Raw genomic sequence first — 13,087 nt, forward strand, 5'->3', positions numbered from 1 at the left:
AACTTGAGGTGTGTCACAAAAAATAATGGATGAGGAATGAAGGTGTGATAGCTGTAGTCGTAAGGTATTTGTTTTAAAAATGTTCCTAACATATTGATTTAGATCGAATTATTGAGTTTCGTGTGATTTTGGCGTCTAATTAAAACCCCTTTTTTGTATGCGGTTTTTATTCGATCTCACGGAACACATCATGACTAAAATGGACTTTTCGCAAACAGCCGCCTTTATCTGGTCGGTGGCTGATTTGCTGCGCGGTGATTTTAAGCAATCCCAGTATGGCCGCGTGATTTTGCCGTTTACCTTACTTCGCCGCCTCGAATGTGTGCTGGAAAAAAGCAAAGACGCGGTGGTGGCGCAGGCCGGAAAAATCAAAAGCATGAACCTGCCGCAAGAGGCGCAGGAAAAGCTGATTTTGCGCGCCGCAGACGGTTTGTCGTTTTTTAACACCTCGCCGATGAGCCTCAGTAAACTCGGGCAAAACGGCATCCGCGATAATCTCGAAAACTACGTCCAGAGCTTCTCGCAGGATGCCCGCGAAATCTTCGAGTATTTCAAATTCAGCGAGTTTGTCAGCCTGCTGGACGAAGCCAATCTGCTGTTCAAAGTCGTACAGAAGTTTGCCACCACCGATTTAAGCCCCGCTGCCGTGTCCAATCATGACATGGGATTTGTGTTTGAAGAGCTGATCCGCCGCTTCGCCGAAGGCTCGAACGACACCGCCGGTGAGCACTTTACGCCGCGCGACATCGTGCGCCTGACCACTGCGCTGGTGTTTATGAAGGACGACGAAGGGCTGACGCGCGACGGGATTATCCTCACGATTTATGATCCGACGGCGGGAACCGGCGGCTTTTTGTCGGCGGGCATGGAATACGTTAACGAGCTGAATCCGAACGCCGTGATGCGCGCCTTCGGCCAGGAACTGAACCCCGAATCCTACGCCATCTGCAAAGCCGACATGCTGATCAAAGGGCAGGACGTCAGCCTGATTAAACTCGGCAATACGCTCTCTAACGATCAGCTGCCGGCAGAAAAATTCGATTACATGCTCTCCAACCCGCCGTTCGGCGTGGACTGGAAGAAAATCGAAAGCGACATCAGTGACGAGCATTCTGTGAAAGGCTTTGATGGCCGTTTCGGCGCCGGGCTGCCACGCGTCTCCGACGGCTCGCTGTTATTCCTCCTGCACCTCATCAGCAAAATGCGCGATAACGGCAGCGCGGCGGGCAGCCGCATCGGGATTATCCTCAACGGTTCGCCGCTGTTTACCGGCGGCGCAGGGAGCGGCGAAAGCGAAATCCGCCGCCATATTCTTGAAGCCGATCTGCTCGAGGGCATCATCGCGCTGCCGACCGACATGTTCTACAACACCGGCATTTCCACCTATGTGTGGATCCTGTCGAACCACAAAGACGTGGCGCGCAAAGGCAAAGTTCAGCTGATCGACGGCTCGAACTTGTGTGGCAAAATGCGCAAATCCCTCGGTTCCAAACGCAACCTGATGGGCGCGGACGATATCGCGCTGATCACCCGCACATTCGGCGATTTCAGCGCCACCGGCCCGACGCCGTTACACGAGCTGGGGCTGGAGAAAGCGCCGGAGCAAAAATCTGGCCGGGGGCGTCAGTCCGCCAGCAGCAAAAAAGACGCACCGAAAACCTTCGCCAGCAAAATCTTCGCGAGTACGGATTTCGGTTACCGCCGCCTGACCATTGAACGCCCGCTGCGCCTGACGTCGCAGATTACCGACGACGCCATTGCCGCGCTGCGTTTCGCGCCAAAGCCGCTGAACGCGCCGATGGAACGGTTGTATCAGGATTTCGCCGCGCCGTGGAATGCGCAGACTTACGGCGATTTTAGCGATGTGGAAACCGAAGCCCGCGCCATTATCAAAGCCGATTTCCCCGAGCTGAAAGAGAAACAGATTAAAGATCTTCTCGATCCCAACCTGTGGCTGGCGCAACGCACGCTGATGGAGAAAGCCCGTCAGATCCAGAGCGCGTTTGGTGTTACCGAAGGCGGTAAACACAACGCCAGCAATAATTTTAATCAGTTTGAGAGCTCACTGAAAACGGCAATCAGTATCGCTTGCGTAAAGCTGGATACCAGAGAGAAAAAGCAATTGATTGATGCCGTGACTACCAAAAATCCTTCAGCCGAACCGGTGGTGAAGAAAGTCCTGAAAGAGAGTGAACAGCCGTTGTACGGCGCGTTTCGCTACAAAGGTAAAGTGGTGGAATTTGAGCCGGATGGCGATTTACGCGATAACGAAAACGTCCCGCTCAATCCTGCCATCCCCACCAGCCTGCTTGTCGAAAGCTATTTCGAACGTGAGGTAAAACCGCACGTCCCCGACGCCTGGATCAACGCCGACAAACGCGATGCCAAAGATAACGAGATCGGCGTCGTCGGTTACGAGATCCCGTTCAACCGCCACTTCTATGTCTATCAGCCGCCACGCGATCTGAAAGAGATCGACGCCGACCTTGATGCCATCAGCGCCGAAATCATGAAGTTGTTGCAGGAGGTGCATTCATGAGCAAACTCCCTAATAGTAATAATTACGTAGATTCAAATATTATGTGGATTGGAGCTTATCCATCGCGATGGAATTTAACACAAGTCAAATATGAAGCTTATGTAAAGGCGAGAGTGGGTTGGCATGGATTAAAATCAGATGATTTTACTGATGAAGGGCCATATTTAGTTACCGGTAGTGATTTCAAATCTACCAATATTAGTTGGAGTGACTGTTACCATTGCGACTTGAAACGTTATGAACAAGATCCTTATATCCAACTTAAAAATGGTGATCTCTTAATTACTAAAGATGGAACTATAGGTAAAGTTGCATTAGTACAACAATTAGCTATTAATGAGAAAGCTACTTTAAATAGTGGTGTTTTTGTTGTTAGACCATTAGAAAGTAATTTTTTATCTGGATTTTATTTTTGGTTATTACAGTCGAGAGTATTTACTGATTTCGTAGATTACAATAAAACTGGCAGTACAATCGTTCATTTATATCAAGATACTTTTGTTAATTTTTCCTATGCTTCACCAAAATTTAAAGAACAAACTCAAATCGCCGCCTTCCTCGATCACGAAACCGCCAAAATCGACAAATTGATCGACCTGCAACTGCTACAAATAGAACTCCTTAAAGAACGTCGCACCGCCCTGATTTCCGCCGCTGTCACCGGCAAAATCGACGTGCGTGACTGGCAGGTTCCTGTCACGCAAACTGAATCCGACGAGGTGATGGCATGATGTCGGATCCTACCAGAGAGCGGATTTTTCAGGATGAAATGGTTGCGCAGATGGTTGCCAGCGGCTGGAAAACCGGCAAAGGCGAGGGCTACGATCGCGTGCGGGCGCTGTACACGCAGGATGTGCTGGCTTTTGTGCAAACCACGCAGCCGAAAGAGTGGGAGAAGCTGGCGCGGGTGTATCCGCAGGAGGCTGAACGGTATTTCCTCGATGCACTGGTCGCGCGGCTGCAAAAAGCCGGTGAAAATGACACCGACAAACATTCGCGCACGTTCGGTACGCTTGGCGTGTTGCGGCATCCCCTCAATATCCGTAACGCCAGTTTTAAACTGTGCCAGTTCAAACCGGAGCACGGGCTGAACCCCGACACGCTGGCGCGGTATCAGCAAAATATCTGCCGCGTGGTGCCGGAGCTGATTTACAGCCCGTATGCCAGCGCGGAACATTTTGCGGCCACCGGCAGTAAAGCTAAAAACTGGCGTATCGATCTGGTGTTGTTCGTCAACGGCCTGCCGGTTGCGACGCTGGAGCTGAAATCCGAATTCAAACAGTCGGTGCAAAGTGCGATTTCACAGTACAAAACGACGCGCCTGCCAAAAGATCCGCAAACCAAAAAGCCCGAACCGCTGCTGACGTTTAAACGCGGCGCGCTGGTGCATTTTGCCGTCAGTCAGTTTGACGTGTTTATGACCACCCGGCTGGCGGGCGGTGAGACGTTATTTCTGCCGTTCAACAAAGGCACAGCGGAAGGTGCAAAAGGCAATCCGGCGTCAGCGGACACCAATACCTACGCGACCGCGTATCTGTGGAACGAAGTGCTGCTGCCGGATAATTTGCTGACGATCCTGGAATGCTACGTCCATCTGCAAATCGAAGAAAAAGAAGACTGGCAGGGGCTGAAATTCAAAAAAGAGACGCTGATTTTCCCGCGCTATCATCAGTGGGATGTGGTGAGCAAACTGGTGCGCGCCGCGACGCAAGAGGGCTGCGGGCATAAATACCTGATTCAGCACAGCGCCGGTTCCGGGAAATCCAATTCAATTGCCTGGGTGACGCACCAGCTTTCCCGGCTGTATGCCGCCAACGGTGAAAAACAGTTTCACTCGGTGATTGTTGTCACCGACCGCACGGTGCTCGACGATCAGCTTCAGGACACCATCGATCAGTTTGAACATGCCGACGGCGTGGTCGGGCGGATCAGCAACAAAATCGGTGACGGTTCGAAAGCCGACAAACTGGCGGCTGCGCTGGAAAGCTCGCAGCCGATCATTATCGTGACGATCCAGACTTTCCCGTTTGTGCTCAAAGCCATTGAAAACAGCCTGAGCCTGAAACAGCGTCAGTACGCAGTGATTGCCGATGAGGCGCATTCGTCGCAAAGCGGGTCGACCGCGCGGCAGCTGAAAGAAGTGCTGATGCTCGAAGCCACGGACGACGACGCTGAGTTGTCATCCGAAGACATTATGGACGCCACCATGGCCGCGCGTCGCGGCAGTAATCATCTCAATTACTACGCGTTTACCGCCACGCCGAAAGCTAAAACCCTCGAGCTGTTCGGCCGGTTACCCGACCCGAATGCACCGGCGTCAAAAACCAATAAACCGGCGGCTTTCCACGTTTATTCCATGCGTCAGGCGATTGAAGAAGGTTTTATCCTCGATGTGTTGAAGAATTACGTCACCTATTCCGTGGCATACAAACTGGCGCAAAAGCAGGCCAACGCCGATAAAGAGGTCGACAGCAAACGGGCGAAAACCCGCCTCAGCCAGTGGGTGCGCCTGCACGATTACAACATCTCTCAGAAGGTGAAAGTGATCGCTGAACACTACAAAAATCACGTCATGCACCTGCTCGGCGGGCAGGCGAAAGCCATGGTCGTGACCCGTTCGCGCAAGGAAGCGGTGCGCTACAAACTGGCCTTCGATAAATACATCAGTGAAAACCATTGCGGCAAAATCAGTGCGATGGTGGCGTTCACCGGTGAAGTGGAATTTCGCGAAAGCGATCCGGACAGCGCGGCGTACCTCAACCAAAAATTCACCGAAATGAACATGAATCCCGGCCTGAAAGGGCGCGATATGCGCAAGGCGTTCGACAGCGATGATTATCAGGTGATGCTGGTGGCGAACAAATTCCAGACCGGTTTTGATCAGCCGAAGCTGTGCGCGATGTACGTTGATAAACCGCTCGGCGGCGTCGAATGTGTGCAAACCTTGTCACGGCTGAACCGCACATATCCCGGTAAAGCAGAATCAGGCACGTTTATTCTCGATTTCTACAACCAGCCCGATGATATTTTGCAGGCATTCCAGCCCTATTATCAGACTGCCGAACTGCTCGATATCAGCGACCCGGCACTGGTGTTCGAGCTGTTCGAAAAGCTGCGCACCAGCGGAATTTTTAACTGGAGCGAGGTAGAACAGTTTTGCACGGCGTTCTACACGCAGAATAAATCCAGCGCGGCGCTGAGCAACATTTGCAAACCCGCCGTGAACCGCTGGGATCAGCGCTATCTCTCGGCGACGGACGCCTATCTGCTGGCTAAAAAGATGTTTGAGCGCACCCAAAAAACGCAGGATCCGGTGCTGATCGCCAATGCGGAAAATGCGTTTAAAGAGTGCAAACAGGAAAAAGACCGGCTGGAGATTTTCAGAAAGGATCTGGGCAGCTTTGTGCGTTTCTATGAATTCATTTCGCAGATTGTTGATTACGACAATAAAGATCTCGAAAAACTCAGCCTGTTCGCCCGCCATCTGCGCCCGCTGCTCAGGGATCTGAAAGTGCAGGAAGACGACGTCGATTTGAATAACGTCGTCATGAGCCATTACCGGCTGTCGAAGATCCGCGAGCAACATATCAGACTGAAAGCGGGAAACGAGGGTGACGGTTTACAGCCGGGCAACGATGTCGGAACGGCAAAACCGAAAGACAGGAAAGAGGAGTTTATGTCGCAGGTTTTGGGAAGGCTAAATGAGCTGTTTATCACTGACAACCTGACTGACAAAGATCTGATCAGCAGCTTGCACGCGACGTGCGGCAAAATTTCTGAAAATAAAAAGGTCATGAAGCAGATTGCCAATAACACGCCGGAGCAGGCGATGCTGGGCGATTTCATCAAAGCAGCTGATGAAGCGGTGATGGACAGTAATGCCGCGCAGCAGAACATAATGATGCAATATCTCTCCAACCCTGCCGTCTCGAAAGGCTATGCAAAGATCATTTTCGATATGCTCAAAGCCGGATAACCGGCACCCTTTCATCCGCCTGACGCTGATTATTTGCAGCTCATTTCGTGAAACTCCTCTCAAATCTGATCACAAAACCTGCAGGGGATCTTGCGGGTTTTTTCGTCTGGTGATAGTAATGCACTACTTCACGAAATAATGTGAAGAAAGAAAGTACATCACGAATCAGTTTACAAAGGACACCCCATGTCAGAACTTAAATTTGCCACACGTCTGAACTCGTTTGCCTCGGGGGCTTATCTTTACTGGCCGGAACTGAAAGGCAAACCTTCAGTGCTGCAAATGATCGAACGTGCAGCTACGGTTAAAGGATTGACACATCTGGACCTGAATTATCCTCAGCACATGACTGATGACGTTAAAACCATGCGTCAGAAAATTGAAGAAGTCGGGCTGGCGGTCAACGGGATGCAAATGCGCTGGGATGCTCCGGAATTTAAAATCGGCGCATTCACTAACCCGGATCCCAAAATTCGTCGTCAGGCGATTGAATTAACCAAACGCGGCATCGACGCCGGGCGGGAATTCGGTGCCAGCATCATGACCCTGTGGATGGGGCAGGACGGTTTCGATTACTGCTTCCAGGCTGACTACAAAAAAATGTGGGAAGACGCGGTCAGCGCAGTGCGCGAAGTGGCGGAATATGCGCCGGACATCGACGTCAGCATTGAATACAAACCCAACGAACCGCGCGCTTACAGCATCTTCCCGAACGCGACCACCTGTCTGCTGGCGGTGGAAGAAGCCGGTTGCAAGAATTTAGGGATCACGCTGGATTTCGCGCACGTGCTGTTTGCCAATGAAGTCCCGGCGTTTGCCGCGGCGATGGTGGCGCGCCGTTCACGCCTGCTCGGGCTGGATCTCAACGATGGCTGGGGCAAACGCGACGACGGCCTGATGGTTGGCTCAGTGAACCCGCGCGCCACGCTGGAATTCCTGCTGCAAATGAAACGTGACGGCTATAAAGGTGCGTATTACTTCGATACGTTCCCGGACGCCAGTGGCCTGGATCCGGTTCGCGAAGCGGAAACCAATATCGCGACCGTGATCCGTTTACTGAAACTGTGTGAAAAGCTCGAAAACAACCCGGCGCTGAATGAAGCCATCAGCAGGCAGGATGCCGTCGCCTCTCAGCAAATCGTGAACAACGTGATGCTGGCGCAATAATAAAAGCGACCGCCACAGCGCGAGTCGCTGTGATAACCATAAAAATAACAATCCGAAGGCCAGATGATGAAAAAACTCTTACTGTCTGTACTCACCTCTACACTGTTTTGCTCCAGCCTTTATGCGGCGGATTTACCGCCCCTGCAATCCGACACCGAACCGGATCGCACTGACTGGACACAACTGACCGCCAAATATGGCCCGTTACCGGCTATCGATAAATCGCTGAAAATCGGCGGAGTATCGAAAACGCTGACCAACGAATACTGGCGTTCCCTCGGCCAGGGCTATAAAAACTTTGCTGATAAACACGGCTTCACCGTGGAATATCAGGCCGCCGCCAATGAAGACGACCAGCTTGGCCAGTTATCTATCGCCGAAACGATGATTTCGCAAGGCTTCAACGGCTTGCTGGTATCGCCGCAAACCGACGCAAACCTGCAACCGGCGTATGAATCTGCCAAAAGCAAAAACATTGCCGTGGTGAACGTCAATGACGCCGTGATGCCAAATGCAGCGTATTACGTCGGTAACGTGCAGAAAGATAACGGCGTTCGCGTGGCGGGCTGGTTTATCAAAAAACACCCTGAAGGCGGCAAGGTCGCGGTCATCGAAGGCCAGCCGGGCGTGTATGCGGCAACGCAGCGCACCAAAGGCTTTAAAGAAACGATTCAGGCCAGCGGGAAATTCACCGTGGTCGCCAGCGTTCCGGCCAACTGGAGCCGCGAAAATGCGTACAACGCCGCAGCGACAATTTTACAGCAACATCCTGATCTGATTGGCTTCTATGCCAATAACGACGGCATGGCACTGGGCGTGGTGGAAGCCGTTGCAGCTGCCGGAAAATCGAAACAGGTTGCCGTCTTTGGCACCGACGGGATTTCCGATGCGTATGCGTCAATCAAACGCGGCGAGCTGACCGGTACGGTTGACAGCTTCCCGGTGCTGACGGGGGAAGTGGCGATGGAAGTGGTTGTCCGCCTGATTAATGGTCAGAAAATCTCCCGCGTGGTGTCCACTCCGCAGGCGCTGATCACCAAAGACAACGCCGACGCGTTCTCCACCAAAGATAACGCGAAGATTCGCCAGTTGCTGGCGCAGCAACAATAAGTCTGGCGTCAGAGAACAGGGCGAGGAGAGTTTATGGAACAGTATTGTTTGACGATGCGCGGCATCAGCAAAAGCTACAGCGGCGTGGCAGCGGTTCAGGGGGTTGATTTCTCCGTCAGGCCGGGCGAAGTCCACGCGCTGATCGGTGAAAACGGCGCCGGAAAATCGACGTTGCTCAATATCCTGTCAGGCGTCCGGGCCGCCGATTCCGGCGAGATCCTGGTGGAAGGGCAGGTGATTCAGATGAAAAACCCGCTGTCTGCACGCCATGCCGGTATCGCAATGATTCATCAGGAGTTGCAACACGTTCCTGAACTCTCCGTCGCCCAGAATATGTTTCTCGGGCGGCCCCTGACCAAAATGAAAGGGCTGTTTGTTGACCGAAAGGCGCAGTACAAACGGGCGGTGGCGATCCTGCGCCGTCTGGATCCGAGCATTAACCCGGATGAGCCGATCAAAAACCTGAAAGTCTCGCAGCAGCAGATCGTCGAGATCGCCCGTGCGCTGCTCGATGAAGCCAAAATTATTGCGATGGATGAACCGACGTCGAGCCTGACGCCGACAGAATTTGAGCGCCTGGCTGAACTGATTTCTGATCTGAAATCGATGAATGTCTCGCTGATTTACGTCTCGCACAAGATGAATGAAATCTTCAAAGTCTGCGACCGCGCCACGATTTTGCGCGATGGCAAACAGGTCGGCGTGGTGAACATCTGCGACGAAACCGAAGAAACGATCGTGACCAAAATGGTCGGTCGCAAAATCGAAAAAGTGCAGCATCATTCGTATGCCACCGAACGCATCGTGCTGAGCGTGGAAGATTTGAGCCGCGATAAAGCCGTGCGTAACGCCACGTTCAGCGTTAAAGCCGGCGAAGTGCTGGGCATCGCCGGGCTGGTGGGCTCCGGTCGCACCGAGTTGCTGAAACTGATTGCCGGCATCGATGCCAAAACCGGCGGCAACATTGAAGTGGAAGGCGTCGCGGTGAAAAAACATAACGTCAGTTCCGCCATTCGCGCGGGGATTGGCCTGGTGCCGGAAGACCGCAAAAAAGAAGGCATCATTAAAGAACGCGCCGTCAAAATGAATATGGCCCTGCCGTCGATGGCGCGCTTTACCCGTTTTGGTCTGCTCAAAAAAAGTCAGCTGAACCAGACCGCGCTGGATGTGATGACGGATTTGCGGTTACGTCCGCTCAATATCGAAAAAACCATTGGCACGCTGAGCGGCGGGAATCAGCAAAAAGTGATTATTGGCCGCTGGGTGGCCGCCGATAATAAGGTGTTTCTTTTTGATGAACCGACCCGTGGAATTGATATCGGTGCCAAGTCTGAAATTTATAATCTGATTGAAAAACTCGCGCAGCAGGGAAAAGCCATAGTGGTGGTTTCTTCCGAAATGCCGGAAATCATTCGTATCTCAGACAGGGTTCTGGTCATGCGGGAAGGGCAAATAACGAAAGAACTTAACGGCGACGATATCACCGAAGAAAATATCGCGCGTTATGCCATTAATGATGTGAAAAAAGCCGTCTGAATTTAACGATACTTTCCGACACCTACCGATTTTTAAGGCCATTATTATGACGACTCAAGGTAATGTTCAGCCAAAGGCTTTCCCTCTGGCATTATTTAAATTCAATGTTCGCGATGCCGGTACGCTGATTGGTTTACTGATTATTGTGATCACGTTCTCTTTTCTGTCGCCGGTATTTTTTACGCTGCCGAACCTGCTGAATATTTTGCAACAGTCTTCGATTAACGGAATTATTGCGCTGGGGATGACCCTGGTGATTATTTCCGGTGGCATCGACTTGTCCGTCGGGCCAACGGCGGCGCTTTCTGCGGTACTCGGCGCGACGCTGATGGTGGCGGGCGTGCCGGTTCCGCTGGCAATTATGGCAACGCTGGGCGTCGGCGCGCTGTGCGGCGTTTTCAGCGGAATGTTAGTCGCCTATGCCGGTTTACAGCCCTTTATCGTCACCCTCGGCGGCCTGTCGCTGTTCCGTGCGCTGGCGCTGATTTTCACCAACGGTAACCCGATTTTCGGCATCCCGATGGAGTTCCGGACCGTCATCAACAGCACGGTGTTCGGGGTTCCGGTACCGATTGTGATTGTTATCGCCATCGCGGCAATCCTGTGGGTGGTCATGAATAAAACGCCGCTGGGCGAATACATCCTGGCCGTCGGCGGTAACGAAGAAGCCGCGCGCGTTGCCGGTGTGCCGGTCAAAAGAACCAAAGTGACGGTGTTTGTGATCTCCGGCGTGCTGGCGTCTCTGGCCTCACTGATTCTGATTGGTCGCCTGGGCGCTGCCGAGCCGACAATGGGGAATTTATGGGAGCTGGATGCGATTGCCGCAGCGGCCATTGGCGGAGCTTCGCTGATGGGCGGCAAAGGGAGTGTCATCGGTACGCTGATTGGCGCTGTTATTTTGGGTTCATTACGAAATGGCTTGACACTTCTCAATATTCAGGCGTTTTATCAATTGCTTGCCACCGGCCTTATTATTATCATAGCGATGTTGATTGACCGGGCGACACGAGGCAAGTAATGAATCAGGATCCGCGAGCCATAGGCGCTCAAATTCGTATGAAATTGCCACATCTGACGCCACTGGAAAGAAAAGTCGTCGACGCAATCACGTCCAAAACTGATTTTTCTGAGCAAACTTCTTTAAAAGAAATTGCGCTGGAAAATAATGTTTCTGAGGCGATGATTGTTAAATTGACGAAGAAATTGAATTTCTCAGGATTTAGAGATTTCAGAAGCAGTTTGATTTATTACAACTATTCTGAAGTGGCAAATTTACATGCGGAAATTGAGCCGGGAGACTCGTCGGAGCAATTACTTGAAAAGGTATTTCGCACATCTATTCAGGCAATAGAAGAAACATTATCTATTGTCGATGTGTCGGAATTTAACCGCGCCGCTGACATTCTTTTTAAAGCCAGGCACATCGATTTATATGCCGTCGGGGGTTCTGCCGCCGTCGCCAGAGATTTGTCGCATAAGCTCCTGAAAATCGGGATCAAAACGACGGTCTACGATGATGCCCATATTATGCTGATGTCAGCAGCAGTCTTGTCGGACGATGATGCGGTGGTCGCTATCAGCCATTCCGGCGCCACCCGTGCGGTGAATGACCCGATTAAACTGGCGGCGCGCAACGGCGCCAAAGTTATCGCCATCACCAATTACGCCGAGTCGCCTATTGCGCGCAATGCGCATGTGGTTCTCAATTCAACCTCTCAGGGATCGCACTTGCTCGGGGAAAACGCTGCTGCCCGCATCGCCCAGTTAAATATTCTGGATGCCTTATTTGTGGCGATTGCGCAGAAGGATTTGAAGACAGCGGAGAAAAACCTGATGAAAACCCAGCAGGCGGTTCAGGACCTTCGGGAATACTAGAATGGGTAAAATTTTAGTCACGGGCAGCCTTCATTACGACATCGTGATCCATGCGCATCACCGCCCTGAAAAAGGTGAAACGGTGATGGGCAGCGGCTGTTCGTACAAATTTGGCGGCAAAGGTGGCAATCAGGCGGTATCCGCTGCGAAAGCGGGCGCGCAGGTCAGCTTTGCCGGTGCTGTTGGCGCAGATACACAGGGCGACTTCCTGCGTTCCGTGCTCGAAGAAAACGGCGTGAATACGGATTTTGTGGCCGTCAGTGCAGACGTGCCGTCGGGCATGAGCGTGGCGCTGATGGACGCGGAAGGGGATTACGGCGCGGTCGTTGTCTCCAACGCCAACAACCGGGTGGACGCCACGCAATTTGGCCACGACGCCGTCTGGCAACAGGTTGAGATGTTGCTGCTGCAAAACGAAGTGCCGGAAGCGGTCAATCTGGCGGCAGCCGAAGCGGCAAAACAGCGCGGCATCCGCGTCTGCCTGAACGCCGCCCCGGCGCGTGCGATGTGCAGCGCGATGCAATCCGCCGTCGGCTTGCTGGTGGTCAACGGAGTAGAAGCCCGCGACCTGAGCGGAATTGCTGTGAATACTTTATCCGACGCCCGCGCCGCCGCCGAATGGCTCGGCGGCCATTATCCGGCTGTGGTCGTCACGGCAGGTGAACACGGCGTCGCGTGGTGCGAAACCGGTGAACGCAGCCAGTCTATGCCCGCCGAAAAAGTCGAACTGATCAGCACGCACGGCGCAGGCGACTGCTTTATGGGCATGCTGTGTACGTCACTCTTGCAGGGCAAAACGCTGGCCGATTCCGTGGCAAAAGCCAACCGCGCCGCCGCCGAGCACGTTTCACGTAAAGAGTAGTGTTGGGGTAAAAAATAAGGCA

9 protein-coding genes are annotated in these 13,087 nt (G+C 52.6%); all 9 read left to right on the forward strand.

Annotation, left to right across the window (positions count from 1 at the left end; all coding sequences use genetic code 11):
• Nucleotides 1–190: 190 nt before the first annotated feature.
• The 9 genes from M2403_RS08815 to M2403_RS08855 all read left to right on the forward strand — a co-directional run bounded on the left by M2403_RS08815 (nucleotide 191) and on the right by M2403_RS08855 (nucleotide 13,065).
• Nucleotides 191–2,539: a class I SAM-dependent DNA methyltransferase gene (locus tag M2403_RS08815; RefSeq protein ID WP_259228951.1), complete on the forward strand. Its 2,349-nt coding sequence runs from the start codon at nucleotides 191–193 to the stop codon at nucleotides 2,537–2,539.
• Entirely contained in the window at nucleotides 2,536–3,270 is a 735-nt protein-coding gene (locus M2403_RS08820) for a restriction endonuclease subunit S (protein ID WP_259228952.1), read from the forward strand. Before M2403_RS08815 ends, M2403_RS08820 begins: the two co-directional genes overlap by 4 nt.
• A complete protein-coding gene (locus tag M2403_RS08825; protein ID WP_259228953.1) occupies nucleotides 3,267–6,515 on the forward strand; it encodes a type I restriction endonuclease subunit R in 3,249 nt (1,082 codons plus the stop codon). Before M2403_RS08820 ends, M2403_RS08825 begins: the two co-directional genes overlap by 4 nt.
• Nucleotides 6,516–6,701: 186 nt before the next feature.
• A complete protein-coding gene (locus M2403_RS08830) occupies nucleotides 6,702–7,682 on the forward strand; it encodes a TIM barrel protein (RefSeq protein WP_152324613.1) in 981 nt (326 codons plus the stop codon).
• A gap of 66 nt (nucleotides 7,683–7,748) precedes the next feature.
• Nucleotides 7,749–8,792 carry a substrate-binding domain-containing protein gene (locus M2403_RS08835; RefSeq protein WP_259229176.1) on the forward strand — a complete coding sequence of 348 codons (1,044 nt, stop codon included), beginning with the start codon at nucleotides 7,749–7,751 and terminating at the stop codon, nucleotides 8,790–8,792.
• 33 nt (nucleotides 8,793–8,825) lie between these two features.
• Nucleotides 8,826–10,328 carry a sugar ABC transporter ATP-binding protein gene (locus M2403_RS08840; RefSeq protein ID WP_165058540.1) on the forward strand — a complete coding sequence of 501 codons (1,503 nt, stop codon included), beginning with the start codon at nucleotides 8,826–8,828 and terminating at the stop codon, nucleotides 10,326–10,328.
• 46 nt (nucleotides 10,329–10,374) lie between these two features.
• The gene (locus M2403_RS08845) at nucleotides 10,375–11,346 is read left to right on the forward strand and encodes an ABC transporter permease (RefSeq protein WP_259228954.1); all 972 of its coding nucleotides are present in this window, start codon (nucleotides 10,375–10,377) and stop codon (nucleotides 11,344–11,346) included.
• Complete coding sequence (locus M2403_RS08850) at nucleotides 11,346–12,203, forward strand: MurR/RpiR family transcriptional regulator (protein ID WP_152324611.1); 858 nt, start codon at nucleotides 11,346–11,348, stop codon at nucleotides 12,201–12,203. Before M2403_RS08845 ends, M2403_RS08850 begins: the two co-directional genes overlap by 1 nt.
• A gap of 1 nt (nucleotide 12,204) precedes the next feature.
• Complete coding sequence (locus M2403_RS08855) at nucleotides 12,205–13,065, forward strand: ribokinase (protein WP_217152505.1); 861 nt, start codon at nucleotides 12,205–12,207, stop codon at nucleotides 13,063–13,065.
• Nucleotides 13,066–13,087 lie beyond the last annotated feature (22 nt).

This window comes from Rahnella sp. BIGb0603, from assembly GCF_024808755.1.
GTDB classification, from domain to species: Bacteria; Pseudomonadota; Gammaproteobacteria; order Enterobacterales; family Enterobacteriaceae; genus Rahnella; species Rahnella contaminans.